The organism is Kosakonia sp. N21, from assembly GCF_050587465.1.
GTDB lineage: Bacteria > Pseudomonadota > Gammaproteobacteria > Enterobacterales > Enterobacteriaceae.
The window spans coordinates 182,318-207,355 of the sequence record NZ_JBOBHR010000007.1; the positions used below are offsets into that span (position 1 = coordinate 182,318).

At 52.0% G+C, this 25,038-nt stretch carries 24 protein-coding genes and 1 tRNA gene; 12 read left to right on the forward strand and 13 right to left on the reverse strand.

From position 1 onward, the window contains the following. Positions 1 to 4: 4 nt before the first annotated feature. From ACQ3G7_RS17990 to rmf, 5 genes are all read left to right on the forward strand, one after another. Positions 5 to 1,912 (forward strand): ABC transporter ATP-binding protein, encoded by a 1,908-nt coding sequence (locus ACQ3G7_RS17990; protein WP_430890881.1) that lies wholly within the window; start codon positions 5 to 7, stop codon positions 1,910 to 1,912. A 12-nt stretch (positions 1,913 to 1,924) separates the two neighbouring features. Beyond that, complete coding sequence (gene pqiA / locus ACQ3G7_RS17995) at positions 1,925 to 3,193, forward strand: membrane integrity-associated transporter subunit PqiA (protein ID WP_430890883.1); 1,269 nt, start codon at positions 1,925 to 1,927, stop codon at positions 3,191 to 3,193. Then, positions 3,183 to 4,823, forward strand: a complete 1,641-nt coding sequence (gene pqiB / locus ACQ3G7_RS18000) for an intermembrane transport protein PqiB (RefSeq protein ID WP_263097256.1) — start codon at positions 3,183 to 3,185, stop codon at positions 4,821 to 4,823. The genes pqiA and pqiB overlap by 11 nt, the downstream gene beginning before the upstream one ends. Next, complete coding sequence (gene pqiC / locus ACQ3G7_RS18005) at positions 4,820 to 5,392, forward strand: membrane integrity-associated transporter subunit PqiC (protein ID WP_430890885.1); 573 nt, start codon at positions 4,820 to 4,822, stop codon at positions 5,390 to 5,392. Before pqiB ends, pqiC begins: the two co-directional genes overlap by 4 nt. Positions 5,393 to 5,646: 254 nt before the next feature. Continuing rightward, positions 5,647 to 5,814, forward strand: coding sequence for a ribosome modulation factor (gene rmf, locus ACQ3G7_RS18010; RefSeq protein WP_071889965.1), 168 nt, complete (start codon positions 5,647 to 5,649; stop codon positions 5,812 to 5,814). Between the two features lie 80 nt (positions 5,815 to 5,894). On the opposite strand, the gene fabA is transcribed toward rmf, so the two are convergent. Both fabA and ACQ3G7_RS18020 read right to left on the reverse strand, forming a co-directional pair. Then, positions 5,895 to 6,413: a bifunctional 3-hydroxydecanoyl-ACP dehydratase/trans-2-decenoyl-ACP isomerase gene (gene fabA, locus ACQ3G7_RS18015; protein WP_263097253.1), complete on the reverse strand. Its 519-nt coding sequence runs from the start codon at positions 6,411 to 6,413 to the stop codon at positions 5,895 to 5,897. A gap of 69 nt (positions 6,414 to 6,482) precedes the next feature. Continuing rightward, positions 6,483 to 8,243 (reverse strand): AAA family ATPase, encoded by a 1,761-nt coding sequence (locus ACQ3G7_RS18020; RefSeq protein WP_430890888.1) that lies wholly within the window; start codon positions 8,241 to 8,243, stop codon positions 6,483 to 6,485. 181 nt (positions 8,244 to 8,424) lie between these two features. Between ACQ3G7_RS18020 and matP the strand changes: the two genes are divergently transcribed. After that, positions 8,425 to 8,877, forward strand: coding sequence for a macrodomain Ter protein MatP (gene matP / locus ACQ3G7_RS18025; RefSeq protein WP_430890890.1), 453 nt, complete (start codon positions 8,425 to 8,427; stop codon positions 8,875 to 8,877). A 77-nt stretch (positions 8,878 to 8,954) separates the two neighbouring features. On the opposite strand, the gene ompA is transcribed toward matP, so the two are convergent. Both ompA and sulA read right to left on the reverse strand, forming a co-directional pair. Further along, positions 8,955 to 10,007, reverse strand: coding sequence for a porin OmpA (ompA, locus tag ACQ3G7_RS18030; RefSeq protein ID WP_263097249.1), 1,053 nt, complete (start codon positions 10,005 to 10,007; stop codon positions 8,955 to 8,957). Positions 10,008 to 10,373: 366 nt separating this feature from the next. Further along, on the reverse strand, positions 10,374 to 10,883 hold the full coding sequence (gene sulA, locus ACQ3G7_RS18035; protein WP_430890892.1) for an SOS-induced cell division inhibitor SulA: 510 nt from the start codon (positions 10,881 to 10,883) through the stop codon (positions 10,374 to 10,376). 217 nt (positions 10,884 to 11,100) lie between these two features. Between sulA and ACQ3G7_RS18040 the strand changes: the two genes are divergently transcribed. Next, entirely contained in the window at positions 11,101 to 11,721 is a 621-nt protein-coding gene (locus tag ACQ3G7_RS18040; protein ID WP_430890894.1) for a TfoX/Sxy family DNA transformation protein, read from the forward strand. On the opposite strand, the gene yccS is transcribed toward ACQ3G7_RS18040, so the two are convergent. Then, entirely contained in the window at positions 11,718 to 13,844 is a 2,127-nt protein-coding gene (gene yccS / locus ACQ3G7_RS18045) for a YccS family putative transporter (protein WP_430890896.1), read from the reverse strand. The two genes, ACQ3G7_RS18040 and yccS, sit on opposite strands and share 4 nt — an antisense overlap. Positions 13,845 to 13,861: 17 nt before the next feature. Further along, entirely contained in the window at positions 13,862 to 14,308 is a 447-nt protein-coding gene (locus ACQ3G7_RS18050; RefSeq protein ID WP_263097245.1) for a YccF domain-containing protein, read from the reverse strand. Positions 14,309 to 14,430: 122 nt separating this feature from the next. Here ACQ3G7_RS18050 and helD point away from each other — a divergent pair, with 122 nt between their 5' ends. Next, positions 14,431 to 16,485, forward strand: coding sequence for a DNA helicase IV (gene helD / locus ACQ3G7_RS18055; RefSeq protein ID WP_430890898.1), 2,055 nt, complete (start codon positions 14,431 to 14,433; stop codon positions 16,483 to 16,485). Between the two features lie 27 nt (positions 16,486 to 16,512). On the opposite strand, the gene mgsA is transcribed toward helD, so the two are convergent. Further along, complete coding sequence (gene mgsA / locus ACQ3G7_RS18060) at positions 16,513 to 16,971, reverse strand: methylglyoxal synthase (RefSeq protein ID WP_263097243.1); 459 nt, start codon at positions 16,969 to 16,971, stop codon at positions 16,513 to 16,515. Between the two features lie 136 nt (positions 16,972 to 17,107). On the opposite strand from mgsA, the gene ACQ3G7_RS18065 reads away from it, so the two are divergent. Continuing rightward, positions 17,108 to 17,521 carry a CoA-binding protein gene (locus ACQ3G7_RS18065; protein WP_430890901.1) on the forward strand — a complete coding sequence of 138 codons (414 nt, stop codon included), beginning with the start codon at positions 17,108 to 17,110 and terminating at the stop codon, positions 17,519 to 17,521. Between the two features lie 26 nt (positions 17,522 to 17,547). On the opposite strand, the gene hspQ is transcribed toward ACQ3G7_RS18065, so the two are convergent. After that, positions 17,548 to 17,865: a heat shock protein HspQ gene (gene hspQ, locus ACQ3G7_RS18070; protein WP_061494721.1), complete on the reverse strand. Its 318-nt coding sequence runs from the start codon at positions 17,863 to 17,865 to the stop codon at positions 17,548 to 17,550. 60 nt (positions 17,866 to 17,925) lie between these two features. Continuing rightward, positions 17,926 to 19,116 (reverse strand): 23S rRNA (cytosine(1962)-C(5))-methyltransferase RlmI, encoded by a 1,191-nt coding sequence (gene rlmI, locus ACQ3G7_RS18075; protein ID WP_430890903.1) that lies wholly within the window; start codon positions 19,114 to 19,116, stop codon positions 17,926 to 17,928. A 92-nt stretch (positions 19,117 to 19,208) separates the two neighbouring features. Here rlmI and yccX point away from each other — a divergent pair, with 92 nt between their 5' ends. Further along, the gene (gene yccX, locus ACQ3G7_RS18080; RefSeq protein WP_430890905.1) at positions 19,209 to 19,490 is read left to right on the forward strand and encodes an acylphosphatase; all 282 of its coding nucleotides are present in this window, start codon (positions 19,209 to 19,211) and stop codon (positions 19,488 to 19,490) included. On the opposite strand, the gene tusE is transcribed toward yccX, so the two are convergent. Both tusE and yccA read right to left on the reverse strand, forming a co-directional pair. Then, complete coding sequence (gene tusE / locus ACQ3G7_RS18085; protein ID WP_430890907.1) at positions 19,487 to 19,816, reverse strand: sulfurtransferase TusE; 330 nt, start codon at positions 19,814 to 19,816, stop codon at positions 19,487 to 19,489. The genes yccX and tusE overlap by 4 nt on opposite strands. 90 nt (positions 19,817 to 19,906) lie before the next feature. Further along, on the reverse strand, positions 19,907 to 20,566 hold the full coding sequence (yccA, locus tag ACQ3G7_RS18090; protein ID WP_263097238.1) for an FtsH protease modulator YccA: 660 nt from the start codon (positions 20,564 to 20,566) through the stop codon (positions 19,907 to 19,909). Positions 20,567 to 20,835: 269 nt separating this feature from the next. Here yccA and ACQ3G7_RS18095 point away from each other — a divergent pair, with 269 nt between their 5' ends. Next, positions 20,836 to 22,464, forward strand: coding sequence for an ABC transporter substrate-binding protein (locus ACQ3G7_RS18095; protein WP_430890910.1), 1,629 nt, complete (start codon positions 20,836 to 20,838; stop codon positions 22,462 to 22,464). Between the two features lie 142 nt (positions 22,465 to 22,606). Continuing rightward, positions 22,607 to 22,694, forward strand: a tRNA-Ser gene (locus ACQ3G7_RS18100). A gap of 319 nt (positions 22,695 to 23,013) precedes the next feature. On the opposite strand, the gene ACQ3G7_RS18105 is transcribed toward ACQ3G7_RS18100, so the two are convergent. Beyond that, entirely contained in the window at positions 23,014 to 23,985 is a 972-nt protein-coding gene (locus ACQ3G7_RS18105; RefSeq protein WP_430890912.1) for a LacI family DNA-binding transcriptional regulator, read from the reverse strand. Between the two features lie 62 nt (positions 23,986 to 24,047). Continuing rightward, a complete protein-coding gene (locus ACQ3G7_RS18110; RefSeq protein ID WP_430890914.1) occupies positions 24,048 to 24,986 on the reverse strand; it encodes an ROK family protein in 939 nt (312 codons plus the stop codon). Positions 24,987 to 25,038 lie beyond the last annotated feature (52 nt).

The window sequence follows — 25,038 nt, forward strand, 5'->3', positions numbered from 1 at the left end:
GTAAATGTCATTGATCAGTATGCATGGCGCGTGGCTGTCGTTCAGCGATGCGCCGCTTCTCGATAATGCAGAGTTGCATATCGAAGAAAACGAACGCGTGTGCCTGGTAGGGCGCAACGGGGCGGGTAAATCAACGCTGATGAAGATCCTCAACCGGGAAGTCAACCTGGATGATGGACGCATCGTTTATGAACAGGATTTAGTGGTGGCGCGTCTGCAACAGGATCCGCCGCGCAACGTCACGGGCAGCGTATACGACTTTGTCGCTGAGGGCATTGAAGAGCAGGCTGAATACCTCAAGCGTTATCACGATATTTCACATCTGGTGATGAGCGATCCAAGCGACAAAAACCTTGCCGAGCTGGCGCGGGTGCAGGAGCTGCTGGATCATCACGGTCTGTGGCAGCTGGAAAACCGCATTAACGAGGTGCTGGCACAACTGGGTCTGACCGCGGATATGGCGCTTTCCTCGTTGTCCGGCGGCTGGTTGCGTAAAGCCGCGTTAGGTCGCGCACTGGTCAGCGCCCCGCGTGTGCTGCTGCTTGACGAACCGACTAACCACCTGGATATCGAAACTATCGACTGGCTGGAAGGGTTTCTGAAATCGTTTGGCGGCACCATCATCTTTATTTCCCATGACCGCTCCTTTATTCGCAATATGGCGACGCGCATTGTCGACCTCGATCGCGGCAAGCTGGTCTCTTACCCTGGCGATTACGACCAATATTTGCTCGATAAAGAAGAGGCTCTGCGCGTTGAGGATCTGCAAAATGCCGAGTTTGACCGCAAGCTGGCGCAGGAGGAAGTCTGGATCCGTCAGGGCATCAAAGCGCGCCGTACCCGTAACGAAGGCCGTGTCCGTGCGCTGAAAGCGATGCGTCGTGAGCGTAGCGAGCGCCGGGAAGTGATGGGTAGCGCGAAAATGCAGGTGGAAGAAGCTTCCCGCTCCGGCAAGATCGTCTTTGAGATGGAAAACGTCAACTACGGGGTTGAGGGAAAGGTGCTGGTGCGCGATTTCTCTACGCAGGTCCAGCGGAGCGACAAAATCGCCCTTATCGGCCCGAACGGCTGTGGTAAGACGACATTGCTGAAACTGATGCTGGGCCAGTTGCAGGCGGATAGCGGGCGCGTGCATGTGGGCACCAAGCTGGAAGTCGCGTACTTTGATCAGCACCGGGCGGAATTGGATCCGGAAAAAACCGTGATGGACAACCTGGCCGAGGGCAAACAGGAAGTCATGGTCAACGGTAAACCGCGCCACATTCTGGGGTATTTGCAGGACTTCCTGTTCCATCCAAAACGGGCGATGACGCCGGTGCGTGCGCTTTCCGGTGGGGAGCGTAACCGCCTGTTGCTGGCGCGTTTGTTCCTGAAACCCAGTAACTTGTTGATCCTCGATGAACCGACCAACGATCTGGATGTTGAAACGCTGGAACTGCTGGAAGAGTTGATCGACAGCTATCAGGGTACTGTGCTGCTGGTCAGCCACGATCGCCAGTTTGTGGATAATACCGTGACCGAATGCTGGATCTTCGAAGGCGAAGGACGTATTGGTCAATATGTTGGCGGTTATCACGACGCGCGCGGTCAGCAGTCTGCTTCTCAGGCGCAAAAACAGGCTACCGTGAAAAAAAATACGGAAGCGCCGGTCGCCAAAGCAGAAACTGTCAAACGAAGCACCAGCAAACTAAGCTATAACCTGCAGCGTGAGCTGGAACAACTGCCGCAGAAGCTGGAACAGCTGGAATCTGAGCTGGAATCTCTGCAGGCGCAGGTGGCGGATGCCGCCTTCTTTAGTCAGCCGCATGATCATACGCAAAAAGTCTTAGCTGATATGGCTTCGGCGGAGCAGGCGCTGGAAGAGGCGTTTGAACGCTGGGAGTACCTGGAGGCTCTAAAAAACGGCGCATAAAAGGGAGCCTGTATGTGTGAACACCACCACGCCACTCGTCACATTCTCTGTTCGCAATGTGACATGCTGGTGGCGTTGCCACCGTTGCAGCACGGGCATAGAGCCACTTGCCCGCGCTGTGGCGCAACACTGACGACCGAATGGGACGCGCCGCGGCAGCGTCCCACTGCCTATGCCATCGTGGCATTATTCATGTTGTTGCTCTCAAACCTCTTTCCCTTCGTCAATATGAAAGTGGCCGGTGTGACCAGCGAAGTGACGTTGCTGGAAATTCCCGGGGTGATGTTTTCTGAGGATTACGCCAGTCTTGGCACTTTCTTCTTGCTGTTTGTTCAGTTAGTTCCGGCATTTTGTCTGGTGACTATCCTGTTGCTGGTAAACCGCGTGCCGATGAATTTTCGCCTGAAAATTGGTCTGGCGAGGATCCTGTTTCAACTGAAAAGCTGGGGGATGGCGGAGATCTTCCTGGCGGGCGTGTTGGTCAGTTTCGTGAAACTGATGGCCTATGGCGATGTGGGCATCGGCAGCAGCTTTATTCCATGGTGTCTGTTTTGCCTGCTGCAGTTGCGGGCTTTTCAGTGTGTTGATCGCCACTGGTTATGGGATGACATCGCACCGGCGCCAAAACCCGCGCAGATTTTGCATGTCGGGGTACCGGGTATCCGTCAGGGGTTACGCGCATGTCCTTGCTGTACGGCAATTGTTGCGATTGATCAACCGGTTTGTCCGCGCTGCCATACGCATGGGCAGGCCAGGCGGCGCAACAGTATCCAGTGGACGCTGGCGCTGCTGGTCACCTCCATTCTGCTCTACCTGCCTGCGAATATTCTCCCCATTATGGTGACGGATTTGCTGGGGGATCGCATGCCGTCCACGATCCTTGCTGGGGTGATTTTGCTCTGGAGTGAGGGGTCATACCCGGTAGCGCTGGTGATCTTTATCGCCAGTATTATGGTGCCGACGTTGAAAATGATCGGTATCGCCTGGCTATGCATCGATGCGAAAGGGCATGGCAAGCGCGATTGCGAGCGAATGCACATTATTTATGAGGTGGTCGAGTTTGTCGGCCGCTGGTCAATGATCGACGTGTTTGTGATTGCCGTACTCTCCGCGCTGGTGCGTATGGGCGGGTTGATGAATATTTACCCGGCAATGGGTGCGCTAATGTTTGCGCTGGTCGTAATTATCACGATGTTTGCGGCAATGACTTTCGATCCCCGGTTGACCTGGGATCGTGAACCGCTAACGCACCATGAGGAGTCGTTAAAGCATGGAGAATAAGAGTGGGGAGGCCAACGTGCAAAAGGTAAGAAACTGGTCGCCGGTGTGGATTTTCCCGATTGTGACCGCGCTGATTGGTGCGTGGATCCTCTTCTATCACTACAGCCATCAGGGCCCGGAAGTGACGCTGATCACCACCAATGCGGAGGGCATTATCGGTGGCAAGACCACCATTAAGAGCCGCAGTGTGGACGTTGGCGTGGTGGAAAGCACGACGCTGACCGATGATTTAACCCATGTAGAAATCAAAGCGCGGCTTAATTCCGGGATGGAAAAGCTGCTGCACGATGATTCCGTTTTTTGGGTGGTGAAGCCGCAGGTAGGCCGTGAAGGGATCAGCGGGCTGGGAACCCTGCTTTCGGGAGCCTATATTGAGTTGCAACCGGGTAATAAAGGTAATCAACCAGAGCGCTACAACCTGCTGGACTCGCCGCCGCTGGCGCCGCCTGATGCGAAAGGTATCCGGGTGATCCTCGACAGCAGTAAAGCCGGGCAATTAACCGCCGGGGATCCGGTGTTATTCCGTGGTTACCGCGTCGGCTCGGTTGAAACCAGTACCTTCGATACGCAAAAACGTACGATGAGTTATCAGCTCTTTATCAATGCCCCTAACGACAGGCTGGTGACCAGCAATGTGCGTTTCTGGAAGGACAGTGGTATTGCGGTGGATCTCACGTCGGCGGGCATGCGGGTGGAAATGGGATCGCTGGCGACATTATTCGGTGGTGGCGTGAGCTTTGATGTGCCGGAAGGTGTTGATTTAGGTCAGCCCGTTGGCGAAAAAACGGCGTTTACCCTGTATGACGATCAGCGCAGCATTCAGGAGTCACTCTATACCGATCACATCGATTACCTGATGTTCTTTAAAGACTCCATTCGTGGCTTGCAACCCGGCGCACCTGTTGAGTTCCGCGGTATTCGTCTGGGGACCGTCAGTAAGGTGCCGTTCTTTACCGCAGGCATGCGTCAGGCGTTAAACGACGATTACCGGATACCGATTCTGATCCGTATTGAACCGGGGCGGTTAATTAACCAGCTTGGTGAAGATCCGGATATGAGTGCGCACCTTAACGAGTTACTCAAACGTGGCCTGCGCGGCTCGCTGAAAACCGGCAACATTGTGACCGGCGCATTGTATGTGGATCTCGATTTTTACAACAATGTTCCGGCGGTTAGCGGGATGCGTGAGTTCGCCGGTTATCAGATTATCCCGACGGTGAGCGGTGGTCTGGCGCAAATCCAGCAGCGTTTGATGGACACGCTGGATAAGATCAACAATCTGCCGCTGAACCCGATGATCGAACAGGCGACCAGTACGTTGTCGGAGAGCCAGCAAACACTTAAACGCTTGCAGACGACGCTGGATAACCTGAATAAGCTGACGGCCAGCCAGTCAATGCAACAATTACCGGCGGATATGCAAACGACGTTGCGGGAACTGAACCGCAGTATGCAGGGCTTCCAGCCCGGGTCAGCCGCGTATAACAAGATGGTGGCGGATATGCAGCGCCTTGACCAGGTGCTGCGTGAACTACAGCCGGTACTGAAAACGCTCAACGATAAGAGCAATGCGCTGGTGTTCGAAGCGAAAGGGAAAGACGATCCGCAGCCGAAGAGGGCAAAACAATGAGAAAAAGCATACTGACTGGCATTGCCATGCTGTTGGCTGCCTGTAGCAGCACGGGGGATAACAAAAGCTACTATCAGTTACCTTCACCGTCGCAGACGGCGGTCAAAGCCAGCACCGGGCAGAACCAGGGAAACCGCCAACTATGGGTTGAGCAGGTGTCCGTCCCGGATTATCTGGCGGGTAACGGCGTGGTTTATCAGACTACGGATGTGCAGTATGTCATTGCCAATAATAATCTCTGGGCCAGTCCACTCGATCAGCAACTGCGTAATACGCTGGTGGCAAATTTGAGCAATCAGTTACCGGGATGGGTTGTTGCATCGCAACCGTTGGGCAGTGAGCAGGATACGCTGAATGTCACTGTAACGGGTTTTCATGGACGTTATGACGGTCGGGTGATTATCGGCGGTGAGTGGTTGCTTAAGCACCAGGGGAGACTGATTAAGCGGCCGTTTCATATTGAGCTGAAGCAGCAGCAGGACGGGTATGATGATATGGTCAAAATGCTGGCGCAGGGATGGCAGCAGGAAGCGAGCAGTATTGCAGATGAGTTAAATCGTCTGCCATAACAAAATATAATGGCTAAAAAATCCGTCAGCTGCGAAAGCACTGGCGGTTTTTTTTTGGTTCTCACTCAGACCATTACTTGTGCTGGTTCACATTTTTTGTACAAATGAACTTTTGTGTAGCTCACAATTATGACACTGGCGTGAATTTTGCGCATTGACGCCCCGGTCTATTCAAGGTATTCGTAACCTGTGGTTGCACACTTAGTGACCACTGTTTTCTTTTCCACCAGATCAAATAATGAGGGAAACGAGGCATGAAGAGACAAAAACGAGATCGCCTGGAACGGGCACATCAACGTGGTTATCAGGCTGGTATTACCGGACGCCCGAAAGAAATGTGTCCGTACCAAACCCTGAATCAAAGGTCCGAGTGGCTGGGAGGCTGGCGGCAAGCCATGGAGGACAGGGCCGTAATTGCCTGATTCTGTCTCTTTAAAAAAGAAACCTCCGCATTGCGGAGGTTTCGCCTGTACAGGGTTGTAAAACCCGCTCTCATCCGAAATCAGAAAGCAGAGGTGTCCTGGAACAGACCGACTTTCAAATCGTTTGCAGTATAGATAACGCGCCCGTCGACCAGCACTTCGCCATCTGCCAGACCCATAATCAAACGGCGATTAACAATACGCTTGAAGTGGATGCGGTAGGTAACGGTTTTGGCTGTTGGCAGGACCTGGCCGGTAAATTTCACTTCGCCCACGCCCAGTGCGCGGCCTTTACCTTCGCCACCCAGCCAGCCCAGATAGAAGCCAACCAGCTGCCACATTGCGTCCAGACCTAAACAGCCCGGCATCACCGGATCGCCAATAAAATGGCAGCCAAAGAACCACAGGTCGGGATTGATATCCAGTTCAGCTTCAACATAGCCTTTATCAAAGTTACCGCCGGTCTCCGTCATTTTGACCACACGGTCCATCATCAGCATGCTAGGGGCTGGCAATTGCGGGCCTTTTGCACCAAACAGTTCGCCGCGACCAGAGGCAAGAAGATCTTCTTTTGTATAGGATTCGCGTTTATCTACCATGTTCTCAGTAAGCCTTATATGTAGTTTCGGACGCAGGATAGCTAACACGTGTACGCTGAACAAGTCCGATCAGTTTTGAGTAAACCAATTTAACCAGCGAAGCGGCCACGGAAAGCGATGACGTGCATCTTGCTGCGTTGCCTGGGCAATGCGTTCCTGAATGACTTGCTTGAGGTTATTTTGCCCCTCAGCGTCCCATGTCAGGCCCGTTAATAAGGGTAGTGCATCCATCATATCGTCCACTGCCCAGATGAAAAATTGCTTTGCCTGAAGGGCATCTAACAGATTTTGATGCAGGCACAAGTGGCGCACATTTGCCGCCGGGATAATCACACCTTGTTCGCCCGTCAGTTCACGCTGCTGGCAGATGGCAAAGAAACCTTCAATTTTTTCATTCAGGCCGCCAACAGGTTGCGCGCGGCCAAATTGGTCCACTGAACCCGTAATGGCTATGCTCTGATTGAGGGGGACTTCCGCCAGTGCACTGATTAATGCGCACAACTCCGCCATGGAGGCGCTGTCACCGTCAACTTCACTGTAGGATTGCTCAAAGGTCAACGACGCGGAGAAGGGGATTTGCTGTTCCAGTTCCAGTTCGGCCATCAGAAACGCTTGCATGATCATCATGCCTTTCGCATGGATATTGCCGCCGAGTTCTGCTTTGCGTTCAATATCATTGAACTCGCCATCGCCGATATGTACAACACAACTGATGCGTGAAGGTTCACCAAAGGCGCGCGGGTGGCCAGGGAATTCAATGACCGACAGGGCATTAATCTGACCGACTTGCGCACCTTCCGTTTCGATGAGGATCTGCTCCAGCAAAATCTCATCTTGCATACGTTCAGCAAGGAAACCTTCCCGCCACTCGCGCTGGGCGAGCATCGCTTGTAACTCTTCGCCGCGGATGGTGTCACCAGTAGACATTGCTGCGACTTCGCGTAACTGACGGGTGAGCCACAGTGGGCACAGCGGCAATGTTTCCTGATCGCCGGTGTAACGTACCGCTTCACGGATCAATGTTTGCCACGCGTCCGCGGCCGGGCAGGGGAGCTGTGCGCTGCGAGCGGTTTGCTCAACCCAATGACGCCACACCGCCATTGTTTCGGCATCGGCGATCTGCAGCGTTTCTTCATATTCGCTGTAAATTGCCTGGCTTGCGAGATCCGGCTCCATTTCCTGAAATTCTGCCAGCGATTCGCGTTCACCCACGAGGATGACTTTCAGATCGAGTGGCATGGATGGCACGATAACCGGTAACGGGCGGGATTCATCAAAGGAAACCCAGTTAAAACGACGCTGCGTGACCATGGCTTTCAGGCGCATCCAGAGCAGTGGCTGGGCTAATAGCGTGCGCAGGGAGATAATCAGTATGCCGCCGTTTGCCTGGTGAACCAGACCTGGCTGCAGGATGATTTCGTTATTGAATTGTCGCAGGCAGCCGAACAACTGTTCTGCTTCTACCCAGTCAGCAAATACCGCGGGTTTACTGCCAACAAAATCAGACTGGGCATCAACGGAGGCGTCAAAGCGTACGGTTGAACCATTTATATGGTATTGACCGCCAACAAGCGGACGCTCTTCGGGAATGAGTTCTTCTGTTGCGCTGGTAATAAGCTCCAGATACTCAATCTCTTCCGGCGCTTTAGCCAGTAAAAAGCGTGACGTTGCCAGCGGATAGAGCAGTTGCTCGAGCGCATATTGTAATCGGGGTTGCGTATCGGCCAGTGAGAAATCACTCTCACGCGCTAATTCGGACGATTCAAATACTTCCTGATAGCTTTCGGTATCAGGAACCACGTCGTTCCATTCAAGTTTTGTAATGGTCAAAGTCGTTTTTTTTTGTCTGGTGTAAAAGGCGGGATTATACCGTAAACGCCGGCGCAGCACACGGATTACGCGCTTTTGGCGCAGGAACATTGACTGCAGCTCGCAGAGGGTGATTTCTTTTCAGCAGAGCCGACAAAAACTGATATTCTGAACTGAGTTACACGGTAACATTGGGATCGCAATGAAATATCAACAACTGGAAAATCTCGAAAGCGGCTGGAAATGGAAGTATCTGGTTAAGAAGCATCGTGAGGGGGAACTCATCACGCGCTATATAGAAGCCAGTGCTGCAAAAGATGCCGTCGATGTATTGTTGACCCTCGAAAATGAACCGGTACTGGTTAACAGTTGGATTGCGCAGCATATGAATCCGGCGCTGGTCAACAGGATGAAACAGACTATCCGCGCCCGGCGTAAGCGGCATTTCAACGCTGAACATCAGCATACGCGCAAGAAATCGATCGACCTGGAATTTGTTGTCTGGCAACGGCTGGCAGGGCTGGCGCAACGGAGAGGGAAAACCCTTTCGGAAACCATTGTGCAGTTGATTGAGGATGCGGAGCATAAAGAGAAGTATGCCTCGCAGATGTCAACACTGAAACACGACCTGCAGGCGCTGCTCGGCAAAGAATAATGAAACCTCAGTTTACCCCGTTACTGTACGGGCAATAAAAAACCCCGCGCTGGCGGGGTTTTTTCATAGACGTAAACTTAAGCCTGCGGCTGAGTTACAACGTCTTTGATGCCTTTAACTTCGATCTCAACGCGACGGTCCGGACCCAAGCAATCGATCAGCGCAGGGCGCGCTTTCACGTTGTCACAGGTGCTGCCGGTAACCGGCTGGGATTTGCCCATGCCACGTGCGGAGATTTTGTTCGCCGGGATACCTTTAGATACCAGGTAATCAACAACGGACTGAGCACGTTTTTCAGACAGACCCTGGTTGTAAGCGTCAGAACCGATACGGTCAGTGAAGCCCAGAACCACTACGGAACCGTCTTTCGGATCCAGATTGCTCAGCTGGCTGTACAGCTGATTCAGCGCCTGCTGACCTTCCGGTTTCAGGGTCGCTTTGTTGAAGTTGAACAGAACGTCAGACTTCAGGGTGAAGTGTTTGGTCTGTACTTCCGGAGCCGGAGCCGGGGCCGGAGCAGCAACTACCGGTGCAGCTTCTTCCTGCTGGCCAAAGCGGTAGGAAACACCTACGCTCAGCAGACCGTTGTCCGGACGACCACCAACGGTGTTAGCATCACCGATGTTGTTGGTCCATTGGTATTCCAGACGGGTAGCGATATCGCGGGTAACTGCCCACTCAACACCACCAGCGAATACTGGGGAAACACCGGTGTCATGATCTTTGAAGCCCAGGTTGTTCTGAGCGTCTGCACGCCAAACCATACCACCCAGACGGGTGTAAACATCCAGATCATCAGTGATCGGGTAACCCAGTTTAGCGGTCAGTTGAACGCCCTGAGCTTTGAAAGCACCGTTCACAGTGTCGCCTTTGTACGGCATACGGCCTAACCAGTCGTAGCCCAGTTCAAAGCCAACATACGGGTTAACCTGATAACCACCGAACGCACCAGCACCTAATTGGCTTTCGTGAGTCGGGCCAGTATTAGAGATCTGGTTGTTACCAACATCGTGGAACTGAGACCAGCCCAGTTTAGCACCTGTATACCAGGTGTTATCTTTCGGAGCGGCCTGCGCTACGGTAGCGAAGCCAGCCAGTGCCACTGCAATTGCGATAGCTGTCTTTTTCATTTTTTGCGCCTCGTTATCATCCAAAAATCGCCATGGGAATCTCTAAGAGAGCCACGGTTAAATCCTTCACCGGGGGCATTGCTCACTAATAACTCAGGAGATATCTTTATCGATATCTTTGGCTTATGCCGAGCACCCCTGGCGATGTAAAGTCTACAACGTAGTTGGAAACTTACAAGTGTGAACTCCGTCAGGCATATGAAAAAAAAGACTTTGTGTACACATTATTTAACATTTTTGACTAAGTATTAGTCGATGTCGTTAGCCTGCGAAGCGCGCCACACAGGCTTTGTCGCTGTATTTGACTGATAAATTGGTCATGCCAGTCATTCTTAAAAAATATCCCAGGATAAATCTTAAATTTACTCAATGATACAAATTAGAGTGAATTTTTATCCCTGAAAGCTGTCTCGCACCCAGAGAATCATGACGTAACGGGCGCATAACGAAGCCTATTGCGTTGCCTTCCTCTGCAGCCATCGCCAGGCGGTGGTGTTCTTCTTCTGTCAGTTCTTCCGCATGCCAGCCAATTACCACGCTATAATTGCCGGTGCGCAATGCACGGATCATGGATTCCAGCGTCACGCCAGGCGACAGTTGATTGATTTGCATAACCTTGGTGAGGGGTAAGCCGACAGATTGTACCCATTCACGGCTCAGTTTCTGCTGAGGCGTTAGCCATAGCTGCCAACGCGATTGCTGCCCGAGTTGCTGCAGCAGGGGAAGTAAAAGAAGTTGCGCCATCATAGGCTGGTCTTCACGATAGACAACCTCGCTAATCAGCCCCGCAGCGACGTCGGTGGATTCAGCGCGATTTGCTGTGCTGAGTGTGGAAGCCAATTTTGTTGAACGATTAGCATAACCTGAAGTGTACATAATCAATCCAGCCCTGTGGTTACTGTATAAACATACAGTAACCTCTGAACGTTCAAAGATCAACCTCATTTTCTGAAAGTAACTCGCATTTTTGCTCTGTCCCCGCCGCCATACGTAAAATTTTCTTGCTGTCCCGTCCTCAGTTGCCTATGTTCCTGATTAACGGATCCGATAATAATGTTATTGTTGTTACTACGTGATTTTTAAAGGAATAATCATGGAAGACATATCACATCAACGGATCTATCAGTCATGCGAATGCCTCGCATCTCTCGGGGATATTTGCTATCGCGCCCATTTCGGTGGTTACAGTTTGTCGGTAGACAAAACGGTTTTTGCAATGGTTGCTGGCGGAGAACTTTATCTGCGCGCGTGCGATGAAAGTGCACATTATACCGTTACCCGGCAAGCCCCCATGCTGATGTTCAATAAGCGTGGCCGTCAGGTTTCGTTAAATTACTACTTCGTGAATGAACGTTTGTGGAGCGATCGTGCATTATTGCTGGAACTTTCTGCGCTTTCGCTCAGTGCAGCGAAACGGGAGAAAATACAGCGGACTGCCCGATTGCGCCTGCGCGATCTGCCCAATCTCACTTTCCAGCTTGAGGCTCTGTTACATGACGCCGGGGTGTTGGATGCGCATACGCTGCGTTTACTTGGTGCGAAAGCATGTTGGCTCAGATTAAGAAAAATGAATCAGCAGCTCAGTGTTAAAGTTCTCTTCGCTCTTGAAGGCGCCATTATTGGTCTTCATGAAGCTGCACTCCCGGCGATCAAGCGCCAGGAGTTGTTGGAGTGGTTTAATGAACTGATAACAAAGGGGAGCAAGCCTTACTAAGCGATTTGCCGTTTCAGACGACACACTTCCGGCAGTAAAGCGATGAGCAATCCAATTTGCTGAAGCACCAGTGGCTCTTTGCTGTCCGGACGTGGTTCCAGATGTTTAATTCTTTGCGATAAGTCGGCGAGCGCTTCCTGCACACGTCCCTCACTGGCAGGGAGGTGATGCAGGGCATCGTCGACATAACAAACAGCATCATCAAGAAGACGCAAAATATCGGGTTGCGTGAGCTGTTCACGGTGAGCGCCCAATGCTGAGATGTAGCTGGTAAAACTATGGTTCAGGCACAACAACCGGAAGGCCGCGTCGCGAAGTTCCGGGGATGCCCCAGGTTCGGTGGACATATTCGATACAACGGAAGCCAGTTCCGCATCACGGTTGTAGGCATTCCTGCGGGCAATGCGATAAGCCAGGCGGTTATCACGTCCCTGATGATACTGCTCAAGAATAGCATCGAGATAACGGCAATTGGCGTCAAATGCCTGCTCCGTAACGCGTGATAAATGGCGAAAACGCCAGTCGGGCCAGATAAAACTCACTGCCGCCCAGGCGATGGCGCACCCGATAAGGGTATCGATAATACGGGGAATGGCGACTTCGAAACCTTCTCCCAGCAGGTTAAAACACAGCAATACCAACAGGGTAATAAACATTGTCGCGTGTGCATACTGGACTGTGCGGAAGGCAAAAAACAGCACGCCGGTAATAACAATCAATATTAATTGCCCTTCATGGGAAGGAACAAAATAGAGCACAGGTAAACCAATAGCGACACCCACCAACGTACCGATTACGCGCAAAGTCAGGCGATGGCGTGTGGCATTATAGTTCGGTTGGCACACAAAAAGGCTGGTGAGCAGGATCCAGTAACCATGCTGTAGTCCGGTGATTTGGATAAACGCATAACCAATACATAACACCACAGACATGCGTACAGCATGACGAAATAACGCTGATTCCGGCGACAAATTGTTGCGTATCCGTAGCCAGATGTCGCTGAAACCGCTCAGGCTGTCATCGGCGAGCTGGTTTTCGGTGTCACTTGCTGACAACGGTTGTGGTTGGCCGGATTCAATACTTGCCAGTTGTGCATCAATGGCGCGCAAATTGTCCAACAGAAAGCCGAGTGCTTTCATGTGCTCAGGCGATGTCGCGCCATTAACGCGAATACGATCCAGCGCAGCATCCAGGTGCACAAATGCCCGTTCGAAGCGGGAGTCATGTTGATAAGGCACGCGCAGTAAAATTGCCCGGGAAAGCTGAGCACAGGCCTGAGATTGCATCGACAACAGCCGCTGAAAGCGAAACATAACATCGCTATAGCGAAAGTGTTCACGTAACGTTTGATACTGAATATGCGACGAACTGGCGCGTTCGTGGATATCCTGCGCGGCGAAATAATAATGGAGCGTCTGGCGGGTGCTGCGCTGCCCGCGGTCTCCGCGCAGCCGGGTGAGAAGCGTCGCTTTAGTCTGGTTCAGTGTTGTCACCAGTTGGCCGTTGGCCAGCGCGAGATCGTATAAAGGTGCCTGGCTTTCATCCTCAATGTCCGGGTCAAACAACCGTGACTTTAACTCCAGATAGTGCGCCAGCCCTTCATAACAACGTGACAGATTGTCCTGCAACGCACGAATCGGGAAGACCAGGTGGCCGACCAGGGTCAACACGTTAAACCAGATGGCGCCAGCCAGTAGCAACAGTGGCTGCTGATACCATTGCTCGAACAGCGAGATCCCTAGCATGGTATAGACCGCAATGAGCAACGCGCCGAAGGCGATAGTGGCATAACGTTGGCCAAGCCCACCCAGCAAAATAAAGCCAATTGTTGAGCTGACCAGACCAATGGCAAACAGCCATGGCCACGGAAAGAGCAATTCGACGGATGCTGAGGCGATAAAAAAACAAATCAAGGTAATGATGAGGTTACGCAGGCGTCCGGTGAGGCGATCGTCCAGATCCGCCAGCGCTGCTGCGACGACACCGAGCGTTAAGGGAATAGTCAGTTTTACCTCACCGAGTACCCATGGCAACGCCGCGGTTCCGCAAAGAGCGATAAAAATCCTGACGTTATAAAGCCAGGCACTGTTCCATGTGTAGCGACGAATAAGAGGGCTCAACATAGCGAATGGCTATCCAGTTACTGAAAACGGCGGCGAGCATTGGCTTCGCGCGCGGCACGTGCCGTTTCGACAGAAACCACGCGGCGGCCAACTGGCCACAGGGCAATGGCGGCAATCTTAAAATTCGCCACGCCAACGGGAATGCCGATAATGGTCAGGCACTGTGTTATCCCGGCGACAATGTGCATGATGCACAGCCACCAGCCAAAGAGCACAAACCAAATGATGTTCAGCGCGGTGCCGCCTGCGTTTAGCAGAACGTTTTTACCTTGGGGGGCCAGTTCGTCGACATGGATCGCTTCATTTCCCCATGGTACCAGCGAAAGTTTTGTGATTTCCCAACAGGAGCGCGTCAGCGGCAGGGTGATAATCAACACCATACTCACCACTGTAGCTAGCAGCCAGCCTAACGTGGTGGCAAAACCGCCAAGCACAAAGTTCAGAATATTCAGAACGGTACGCATAAAACCTCGGTGTAATACGGTGAGAAACATATCCTGGCAATTGTAACGATTTTTTGGACTGGAGCACCAATTCTCTGGCAGGTAAACTGGCAATTATTGTCACAAGCTGAGAACAATAAGACATGGAACTGAAAGCGACCTCCCTGGGAAAACGTCTGGCGCAGCACCCTTATGATCGTGCGGTGATCCTTAACGCGGGCGTCAAAGTCGCAGGCGATCGACATGAATACCTTATTCCCTTCAATCAGCTATTGGCAATCGAATGCAAACGCGGATTGGTATGGGGAGAGATGGAGTTTCTGCTTGCTGACAAAAAAGTTGTGCGCCTCCATGGTACTGAGTGGAGCGAAACCCAGCGTTTTTATCACCACTTGAATGAGCGCTGGAATAACTGGAGCAAGGAGATGAGCGAGGTTGCTGCAGGTGTTTTATCTGCGCAATTGGAGCTGATTGCCGGACGCATAGAGCAAAAAAAGTGGCTGACGCGCAAGCAAATTAGCGGCCTCCAGCAACAGTTGCAGCAGGCATTTACGGCGTTGCCCGTGCCAACCAGCCGTCTGCATGAATTTGATAATTGCCGTGAACTTTGGCGGCAATGTCAGGCGTGGCTTAATGACATTGAGGGACGCCGCACACAGCATAATCAAGCCTATACCGACGCTATGCTGGTGGAATATGCAGCATTTTTCGACCAGGTTGAAACCTCACCGCTGAATCCTGCGCAGGCACGAGCCGTTGTTAACGGGGAACACGCATTGCTGGTGCTTGCAGGCGCGGGGAGCGGTAAAACCTCGGTGCTGGTGGCGAGGGCAGGTTGGTTGTTAGCGCGGGGTGAAGCCGCGCCTGAGCAGATCCTGTTGTTGGCTTTTGGTCGTCAGGCGGCCCGGGAAATGGATGACCGTATCCGTGAGCGGCTGCATACCGAGGAGATCACTGCCCGGACTTTCCATGCGCTGGCGCTGCACATTATTCAGCAGGGAAGCAAAAAAGTTCCGCAAGTCAGTGAGCTCGAAAGCGATACTCCGGCGCGACTGGCGCTCCTGACCGATGCCTGGTGTTCCCAATGCAGTGAAAAGAAAGCACAAGCTAAAGGGTGGCGACAATGGCTGGAAGAGGAGATGGCGTGGAATGTTCCGGAAGGTAATTTCTGGGAAAATGATGCATTGCAGCGGCGTATTGCTCCCCGTCTGGATCGCTGGATTGGCTTAATGCGAATGCACGGTGGCGCTCAGGCGGAGATGATTGCCAGCGCGCCGGAAGAGGTTCGGGAGCTGTTTAGCAAGCGTATCAAACTGATGGCTCCGTTGTTAAAAGCCTGGAAAACAGCCTTAAAAGAGGAGAATGCTGTCGATTTTTCCGGGCTGATCCACCAGGCAATAAATGTGCTGGATAAAGGGCGATTTATCAGTCCCTGGAAACATATTCTGGTGGATGAGTTCCAGGATATTTCGCCACAACGTGCAGCGTTGCTGGCAGCACTGCGTAAGCAGAATTCACAGACTACACTCTTTGCCGTCGGGGATGACTGGCAGGCTATTTACCGTTTTAGTGGCGCGCAACTCTCACTGACGACGGCTTTCCATGATTATTTTGGCGAGGGCGATCTTTGCGCACTCGACACCACATACCGTTTCAATACGCGAATTGGCGACGTTGCTAATCGCTTCATTCAGCAAAACCCGTGGCAACTCGCAAAACCGCTGAACAGCCTGACGGCTGGTGATAAGCATGCTGTTACGCTACTGGCGCAGGACCAGTTGGATGCCTTGCTGGACAAACTCAGCGGTTATGCCACGTCGGAAGATCGTATTCTGCTCCTGGCCCGTTATCATCACGGTAAACCCGCGAGTCTGGACAAGGCGGCGACGCGTTGGCCGAAATTGCAGCTCGATTTTATGACCATTCATGCCAGTAAGGGGCAGCAGGCGGATTATGTGATCGTGTTGGGATTGCAGGAAGGACAGGACGGTTTTCCGGCGCCGGCCCGCGAGTCGATTATGGAGCAGGCGCTGCTGCCGCAACCAGAGGATTTCCCCGATGCAGAGGAGCGCAGGTTGTTATATGTGGCGTTGACCCGCGCGCGTAAACGTGTCTGGTTATTATTTGATAAAGAGAACCCGTCGAGGTTTGTCGACATTCTTAAGTCTCTGGACGTGCCACAGGCGAGAAAACCCTGACAGCAGGCGGCTATAAGCCGCCTGCTTTTACTTCAGTCGTTCGGAAAGATAGCGTTGATAATCCGGGATCAGGATGTCGACACTGGTATTGAATTGTGGGGACTCAATAATAAAGTCAGCGGTAGATAAGTTGGTTGCCACCGGAATATTCCATACCGTGGCGAGGCGCAGCAGCGCTTTGACATCGGGATCGTGCGGTACGGCGTTGAGCGGATCCCAGAAGAAAATCAGTACGTCGATTTTCCCTTCGGAAATCAGTGCGCCAACCTGCTGATCGCCGCCCATCGGGCCGCTCAGCATGGCGTTGACTTCCAGTCCTGTTGCGCGCTGGATCAAATTACCGGTGGTACCTGTTGCATACAGTTGATGGTTGGCTAACACGGGGTGATGCCGTTCTACCCATTTCATCAACATCTGCTTGCAGTGATCGTGTGCAACGAGCGCGATATGCTTACGCACGGGTAGGGTGCGAGTCGTTAATTCCATAATCCGTTTCCGTCAGTGATTTTTGCTACAGATTACTGGAAGCGCCTGATGCTGCAAGAGAAGCCGCTAAAAAAATATGAAAATGGTTGAGTTCACCAGTTTGATTTACACTTTGTGAAATCGCCCGGAGGAAACCATGAAAGAAACCGATATTGCCGATATTTTACAATCAACTCAGACCATTGCGCTGGTAGGGGCGAGTGATAAACCCGATCGTCCGAGCTACCGCGTGATGAAGTACCTGTTGGAGCAGGGGTATCACGTAATCCCCGTGTCACCAAAAGTGGCGGGCAGTACGCTATTAGGTCAGAAAGGGTATGCAACGTTGGCAGATATACCGGAAAGGATTGATATGGTGGATGTTTTCCGTAATTCAGAAGCCGCATGGGAGGTCGCACAGGATGCTATCGCGGTAGGGGCCAAAACGTTGTGGATGCAACTGGGCGTTATAAATGAACAAGCCGCTGTACTGGCTCGTGAAGCGGGCTTAAGCGTGGTAATGGATCGCTGCCCGGCCATCGAAATCCCCAGACTCGGCCTTGCAAAATAAAAACACCCCGCGCTGGCGGGGTGTTATCAGTTACGCAGGCGAGGCGCCTGAAGTTGCTTACGGATAGTACGTGCCAGCTCATCCATTGAAGGCTGTTCCGGATGTTCATCGGTCACTTCGCTAGTGAGTTGAGCCTCGGCCAGATAAGTATGCACAGGCTGACCATCATCATCTTCCATCACCACGTGATACCAGGGCAGTACGCGCAACTCATCATTTACCGCAAGCTCATCGGCGGATGGCTCATCAAGAGAGTATTCGGGGTCGATATCGACCACTACGCCAAGGTAGCCCAGCAGAGAGTGGCGAACCTGCTGGCCAATACCGAATTTGCTGGCAATCATTGTCACCTCCCGGGAACCCTACATACCCTTGTATATGCGGGCGAGGTTCCAAAATTCAAGTTACATGACGCGACAGGCAAACCCTTTCAGATACAGCCCTTCCGGGTAGGTAGCGATCACCGGATGATCGGCGGCCTGACGGAACTGCTCTATAAATTGTACATCACGGCCAGCATCTATTGCGGCATCAGCGATGATTTTCTGAAATAAATCTGTGGTCATCAAACCTGAACAGGAGAACGTCAGCAGTATCCCGCCGGGATTCAGGAGCTGGATCGCCAGCATATTGATGTCTTTATATCCCCGGCATGCGCCCATAAGCTGGCTTTTATTTTCAACAAATTTGGGCGGATCCATCACGATAACATCAAAGGTTTCCCCTTGATCGCGGTACTTACGCAGCAGTTTAAAGACGTCATCGCGCACAAATTCCGCTTTGCTGAGATCAAGTTTGTTCAGCGTCACGTTTTGTTTCGCAACATCAAGGGCTTCCTGTGAGGTGTCAACGCTGACTACCTGACGGCACCCTCCCATTAACGCTGAAACTGCGAACCCTCCGGTGTAGGAGAAGCAGTTAAGGACGCGTTTATCTGCCACATAACGGCGGGTAGCCAGACGGCTATCACGTTGATCGAGGTAATAGCCGGTTTTATGTCCGCCCTGAATATCGACGTATAACTTCATGCCGTTTTCTTCAATAGGCAGCAGAGCGGGCGGCAGTTCGCCCAGAACCGGCCCCTGGGTGAGTTCCATACCCTCTTTTTTACGTACTGCAACATCGCTGCGATCATAAATAGCGCAATGCGGATAGAGCGTTTGCAGCGCGGAGAGCAGAGCGGGGCGTTGATATTCCGCCCCTGCGCTCAGCAGTTGCAGAACCAAAAAATGGCCAAAGCGATCGATGGTCACACCGGGCAGGCCATCGGATTCGCCCGCAATCAGACGATAGCTGTCGAGACCGTCGCGCTGCGCCACCCAGTCACGCCACTGCTGCGCGCGTTGCAGGCGGCGGGTAAAGAAAGCAATATCAATGCTTTCGTCTTTATCAAACGTCCAGACGCGGGCACGTATTTGTGATGCGGGCGATAATGCGCCCCGCGCCAGCCATTTACCCTGATGATCGACGATATCAACGGTTTCTCCGAGACTGGCTTTGCCTTCCATGCGCGCGACTGCGCCGGAGAAAACCCACGGGTGGCGGCGCAACAGTGATTTCTCGCGCCCTTTGGCTAACACTAAACGTACACTCATATTCGGCTATTCTGTAAACTGAAGAAAATGGGCGCTATTGTCACGGGTTCGCCGGTTAAATGCAACGCGCCAGCAGCGAAAGGAGGACGAAGATGGCACAGGTATGCACAATCGCCTGGATACACGGAATGGTGCAGGGCGTTGGGTTCCGTTACAGCACGCAGCATGAAGCCCAGCGACTGGGCCTGACGGGTTATGCGCGTAATCTTGATGATGGCAGCGTAGAAGTACTGGCCTGCGGCGATGCGGAAGCGGTCAACAAACTTATTGCATGGCTAAAAGCAGGCGGGCCGCGCAGCGCCCGGGTCGACAGGGTTCTTACTGAACCGCATCAACCCGGTAAAGAATGGACCCGTTTCGACATCCGTTACTAAATGCACTTCACTGGTTTTGGCAGGCCGGCGATTTTGGTCGCCTGCTTTGCTGGTCCTTTCGGGAACAGGCGGTACAGATAGCGGCTGTTACCTTTTTCTTCGCCATATTTATTCGCCATCGCTTTAACCAGCATGCGAATAGCGGGAGACGTATTGAACTCCAGGTAAAACTCTCGCACAAAACGTACCACTTCCCAGTGCTCAGGGGAGAGGGTGATATTTTCTTTTTCCGCGATCGCCAGCGCCAGCGCTTCGCTCCAGCATGCGCTCTCTTTCAGATAGCCTTCGCTATCGGTCTCTATTTCATTACCTTCAAAGATCAACATAGTTTTTCACAACGTCAGTCAACAACGGCGGGAGTGTAGCAAAAAACAAAGCCCCGCATAAGCGGGGCTATAGGAAGAGCAGTATAGAGGTCAGTCTCTGCTGGCGAAACCGAGGATACTCAACAGGCTGACAAAGATGTTGTACAGCGACACATACAGACTCACGGTGGCGCGAATGTAGTTCGTTTCTCCCCCGTGAATAATGTTGCTGGTTTCAAACAGGATAGCGCCGGTAGAAATCAGAATGAACACTGCGCTAATCGCCAGGTGTAGCGCCGGAAGCTGCAGGAAGATATTGGCTACCATACCGATCAGCACCACCACCACGCCTGCCATCAGCATGCCGCCAAGGAATGACATATCTTTGCGGGTGGTCAGTACATAGGCAGAGCAGCAGAAGAAGACCAGCGCAGTACCGCCCAGCGCCAGAGCGATCACATCGCCCATACCGGCAGAGAGGTAAGCGTTCAGCATTGGACCAAGGATATAACCGAGGAAGCCGGTAAACGCGAAAGCGGCCAGGATACCGGTCGGTTTGTTCGCCAGTTTATAGGTCAGAAACATCAGACCGTACATACCGACCAGCGTCAGGATAAGCCCCGGAGAGGGTAGCATTAATACAGTGCTTGCGGTCGCTGTGATCGCGGAAAACGCCAGCGTAAGGCTTAACAGAAAATAGGTATTGCGCAAGACCTTGTGGGTGCTTAGCAGGGATGTGCGGTCACGCGATGAAGTAATAATACGATCCATGAGTCACTCTCTTATGACAGATGTAATTAAGTGTGGAGTCTAGAAAAGACTTGCTTCCTGACAAAGTTGTTTTACCCATCTTTACTCATAAAGCAAGTCTGTTTTAGCGAGACTTATGGCAAAACGCACACTTCGTTGTTGGAGCGGGTAAATGTGATGCAAATCCATATTGGTGTCTTATATGTCACTGAAAAATATTGCCCTGTAATCATTTGAGCGCTAAGAGTGTACTCGCATCGTCATAATATTAATGATCAAGGGCAAAGGACATGAAACCTCAAACACGTAATCACATTGCACTTTCTTTATTGACTGTCGGCATTCTGAGCGTATGTTCAGGCGCGTTTGCTGCGACGGTGCCGGCAGGAACCGTGCTCGCGGAAAAACAGGAACTGGTACGCAACAATGGCAGTGAGCCCGCGTCGCTGGATCCGCATAAAGTCGAAAGCGATGTCGAATTTAATATCATCAGCGATATCTTTGATGGGCTGGTGGCGGTCAGAAAGGATGGAACCATTGAACCGCGTCTGGCGGAAAAATGGGAGAACAAGGACAACACGGTCTGGGTTTTCCATTTACGCCCGGGCATTACCTGGTCAGACGGTACGGCAATCACGGCAAAAGATGTGGTCTGGAGCTGGCAGCGCCTGGTAGATCCGAAGACCGCATCACCCTATGCCAGTTATCCTGGCAATATGCACATCGTCAACGCAACGGACATTGCGAAGGGCACGAAATCCCCGGATACGCTGGGTGTGAAGGCGCTGGACGATTCAACGCTTGAGGTGACGTTGACGCAACCGACGGCCTCTTTCCTGCCGATGCTGGCACATCCTTCACTGGTACCAGTCGATAAAGTGTTAATTAGCCGCTTTGGCGAGAAGTGGACAAAGCCGGAACATATTGTCACCAGCGGTGCCTATAAGGTGACGGATTGGGTGGTGAATGAGCGTATTAGTGCTGAGCGCAATAAGCGTTACTGGAATGACAAAGAGACGGTAATCAATAAGGTGACGTATCTGCCGATCAATTCGGAAACCGCCGATGTTAACCGGTTTAAAGCCGGTGAAATTGATATCACCTATACCATCCCTGTGAACCAGTTCGCACAATTACAGAAAACGCTGGGCGATCAGGTCAATGTGGACCCGCAGCTGGCTACCTATTACTACGAATTCAATACCACCAAACCGCCATTTAACGATCCGCGCCTGCGGCGGGCGCTTAATATGGCGCTGGATAAAGATATCATCGCCGATAAGGTCATGGCTCAGGGGCAACGTCCTGCATGGGTGATTAGCCAACCGGAAATTGGTGGGGTAAAGATCGCTTCACCTGAATATGCATCATGGTCGCGCGAAAAACGTCTTGCCGAAGCAAAAAAACTGCTCAATGAGGCGGGGTTCAATGATGCCCATCCGCTGACTTTTAATTTGCTCTATAACACGATGGAGACGCATCAACGCATCGCTATCGCAGCCAGCTCGATGTGGAAGAAAAATCTGGGGGTTGAGGTAAAACTGCAAAACCAGGAGTGGAAAACCATGCTGGACACCATGCACAACGGCAATTTCGATGCTGTTCGTTATGCATGGATTGCTGATTATGATGATGCCTCAACGTTCCTCAACAATTTCCGTACCGGCGATAGCGAGAATACCAGCCAGTACAGCAACCCGGCCTACGACGAGGCGTTGCGTAACGCGGCGAAGGCTAAAGATATCACCGAGCGCGGTAAGTATTATCAGCAGGCGGAAAATATCCTGGGTCAGGATGTGCCGGCGATACCTGTCTACCATTATGTTCGTACCCATCTGGTGAAACCGTGGGTGGGGGGATTTGCGCCTGACAGTCTGGGGTACTACCTGACAAAGGACATGTATATTAAGAAACACTGATTGTTTTGTATTTTGCACGCTGAATAAATAGTCATTATGTTGATTTTTCAGGCGAACAACACGTTTTTGATGATTTTTCAGGCAAATGAACATTCTCAGGCTTTACAGAAGACGCGAGGGTGTTTATAGTGCGCCTCATTCCGGAAGTGTGGCCGAGCGGTTGAAGGCACCGGTCTTGAAAACCGGCGACCCGAAAGGGTTCCAGAGTTCGAATCTCTGCGCTTCCGCCAGATTAAACAAGGGGTTACCGAAAGGTAACCCCTTTGTTTTTTGGCTGTTGGTATAGTGGTTGGAATATCCCCCTCCTTTTTGTGCGATTCACGTACGTTCCCTGCCTGACTTTTTCTCGTTTTTTATTATTACAGTGGTTCGCACCAGGCGTTCTGTTTTGCTATTGCTGAATTCGCCACAGACAACCAGAACCTTTCCTGGCATGCGTTTGGGGGGGATCTCTGAAGCGAGCATATGTAAGGTGACGGGAGATATGACGCTGGCAGCTTGAGGGTTTTCCGTGCTGCCAGCCATTTTCTCCCGCTAACAGATTACGCGTTACTGCGCATGCGTGATATCGATAACCGAGGCTCGCGCAACGAGGCGCCCGGTCACTGACTTTCCTTCTTCCATAAAAAGCGCATGCCCGTCAATCAGCGAGCGGATGCGCTGAATACAGCTTTCCAGCAGTTCTTCCACCGGGTAGGAAATACAGGTCAGTGGAGGATAAAGTAAAGAGGCCAGCGGCGAGTCTTCGAGGCTGATAATGGACACTTCCTGCGGAACGGCAATATTAAACTCACGCAATAAGCGCATGGCCTCTGCGGCATAACTGTCACGCTTGGCAATGATCGCAGTGTATTTCGTGAAGCTGTTTATCAGCTTTAACAAGGCTTGTTCAATATTATTATTGGCCATCACCAGCAACTGGCGGTTAAAGGGAAGGGAGTAATTTTGCAGTACGCTGCGATACCCCTCCAGCATCTGTTTACTGGCAGTGTCGGCTTCATTGTCGACGAGTAAGGCAATATTACGGTGGCCTTTTCCCAACACATAGCGGCAGGCGCTTTCGGCGGCAAAGGCATAATTGTAGCCCTGGTGCGCGCTGCCTTTTGCTGAGAATGCATCAAAGGCGATGACATTGCCGGGCATATCGCTGCTGACATTACTTAACGTGACAACCGCAGCGCACTGATGTTGCAGATTCTGGATGGCCGTTCTTTGCTCGTACTCATCATTCACATACTGAATGAGTAATGATTTATTGAGCGCTTTTACCGCAAGTGAAAGGCGAGGCAGAAGGGTTGCGCTAAAACTGGCTTCATTAGCAGGCAGCACCATACCGATATAGCTTGATGTGTTACTGGCAAGAGTTTGCGCGGCAAAACTCGGGCGATAGTCGAGCACTTCCACGGCTTTTAAAACAGCTTCCCGGCTGTCGTCGCGCACGCCGCGCGTACCGGTCAATACACGTGAGACTGTGGCCCGGGAAACATTGGCTAACTTTGCAACATCATCAATAGTAGGCATGGTGTTTTCTGTATTACGATTTTCTCCTGATGATACCATAAATGCGAACAGGTATTAGTCACTTACGCCGTTATGGGGCGATTACGCACGCCGTATGAGCGGAGTGTCGGTAACCAGGCTGCACCGCGCACGCCGCTGGCATCGCCGAATTTTGCTTTAACAATCACGGTGCGGCAGGAGGGCGAAAAAATATACTTTTTGATCGCTATCGGGAGATCCCTGTACAGCGAAACCACATTTGAGAGCCCGCCCCCTATCACAATGGCATGGGGATCAAGCGTATTGATAACCCCGGCCAGGCTGCGGGCAAAGGCGTCGATAAAGTGCTGATAGTGTGCGGCGGCTAACGATTCTCCTGCGTGCGCTGCAGCGATGATCGATTCGGTACTTAATTGCGTTCCTTGTTTGGCATTAAAACGGCGGCTAAAGCCGGTGCCCGAAATAAAGCTTTCGATACAGTTTTGATGCAGGCAGTAACAGTGCTGAACCGGGCCATCTCTTTCAGCTATCCAACCCGGCAGAGGGTTATGCCCCCATTCGCCGGCGATGGCATTCGGGCCGCTTAGCAACTGACCATTAACCACCACGCCACCACCGCAGCCGGTGCCGACGATAACGCCAAAAACAGTACCGTACCCTTTCCCGGCACCGTCTATGGCTTCCGACAGCGTAAAACAGTCTGCGTCATTTGCCAGGAACACTGGCTGATCAAGGCTAAGCGCTAAATCCTTCTCTAAATTCTCGCCATTCAATACCTGGCAATTACAATTCTTGATAAGCCCCGTTTCGGGATCAATGGCGCCGGGTAACCCGATCCCTAACGTAAAGTCGGTTGTTTGTTCGGCCCTGATGTGCTCAATCATTGCAACGAGATGATGAATAAATCCCCGATAATCTGCTTTATAGGTTGGGCGTCGTTCACGAAAACGGATATCGCCGTTTTTATCCAGCAATACCGCTTCCATTTTTGTACCACCAATATCCAGGCCAAGGTGAAACATCGTTATTCTCCGGTAAAAGAAGAGAGGGCATGCCTCTCTTCTGCGCAGCATG

Bases quoted from the DNA above. Each gene is read 5' to 3' on its own strand.
- rmf (WP_071889965.1), top strand. From the start codon at position 5,647: ATGAAGAGACAAAAACGAGATCGCCTGGAACGGGCACATCAACGTGGT.
- fabA (WP_263097253.1), bottom strand. From the start codon at position 6,413: ATGGTAGATAAACGCGAATCCTATACAAAAGAAGATCTTCTTGCCTCT.
- yccX (WP_430890905.1), top strand. From the start codon at position 19,209: ATGGCACAGGTATGCACAATCGCCTGGATACACGGAATGGTGCAGGGC.
- ACQ3G7_RS18050 (WP_263097245.1), bottom strand. From the start codon at position 14,308: ATGCGTACCGTTCTGAATATTCTGAACTTTGTGCTTGGCGGTTTTGCC.
- ACQ3G7_RS17990 (WP_430890881.1), top strand. From the start codon at position 5: ATGTCATTGATCAGTATGCATGGCGCGTGGCTGTCGTTCAGCGATGCG.
- ACQ3G7_RS18040 (WP_430890894.1), top strand. From the start codon at position 11,101: ATGGAAGACATATCACATCAACGGATCTATCAGTCATGCGAATGCCTC.
- yccA (WP_263097238.1), bottom strand. From the start codon at position 20,566: ATGGATCGTATTATTACTTCATCGCGTGACCGCACATCCCTGCTAAGC.
- ACQ3G7_RS18105 (WP_430890912.1), bottom strand. From the start codon at position 23,985: ATGCCTACTATTGATGATGTTGCAAAGTTAGCCAATGTTTCCCGGGCC.
- tusE (WP_430890907.1), bottom strand. From the start codon at position 19,816: ATGTTGATCTTTGAAGGTAATGAAATAGAGACCGATAGCGAAGGCTAT.
- ACQ3G7_RS18110 (WP_430890914.1), bottom strand. From the start codon at position 24,986: ATGTTTCACCTTGGCCTGGATATTGGTGGTACAAAAATGGAAGCGGTA.
- pqiC (WP_430890885.1), top strand. From the start codon at position 4,820: ATGAGAAAAAGCATACTGACTGGCATTGCCATGCTGTTGGCTGCCTGT.
- ACQ3G7_RS18095 (WP_430890910.1), top strand. From the start codon at position 20,836: ATGAAACCTCAAACACGTAATCACATTGCACTTTCTTTATTGACTGTC.
- pqiA (WP_430890883.1), top strand. From the start codon at position 1,925: ATGTGTGAACACCACCACGCCACTCGTCACATTCTCTGTTCGCAATGT.
- helD (WP_430890898.1), top strand. From the start codon at position 14,431: ATGGAACTGAAAGCGACCTCCCTGGGAAAACGTCTGGCGCAGCACCCT.
- ompA (WP_263097249.1), bottom strand. From the start codon at position 10,007: ATGAAAAAGACAGCTATCGCAATTGCAGTGGCACTGGCTGGCTTCGCT.
- pqiB (WP_263097256.1), top strand. From the start codon at position 3,183: ATGGAGAATAAGAGTGGGGAGGCCAACGTGCAAAAGGTAAGAAACTGG.
- sulA (WP_430890892.1), bottom strand. From the start codon at position 10,883: ATGTACACTTCAGGTTATGCTAATCGTTCAACAAAATTGGCTTCCACA.
- hspQ (WP_061494721.1), bottom strand. From the start codon at position 17,865: ATGATTGCCAGCAAATTCGGTATTGGCCAGCAGGTTCGCCACTCTCTG.
- yccS (WP_430890896.1), bottom strand. From the start codon at position 13,844: ATGTTGAGCCCTCTTATTCGTCGCTACACATGGAACAGTGCCTGGCTT.
- ACQ3G7_RS18065 (WP_430890901.1), top strand. From the start codon at position 17,108: ATGAAAGAAACCGATATTGCCGATATTTTACAATCAACTCAGACCATT.
- rlmI (WP_430890903.1), bottom strand. From the start codon at position 19,116: ATGAGTGTACGTTTAGTGTTAGCCAAAGGGCGCGAGAAATCACTGTTG.
- matP (WP_430890890.1), top strand. From the start codon at position 8,425: ATGAAATATCAACAACTGGAAAATCTCGAAAGCGGCTGGAAATGGAAG.
- mgsA (WP_263097243.1), bottom strand. From the start codon at position 16,971: ATGGAATTAACGACTCGCACCCTACCCGTGCGTAAGCATATCGCGCTC.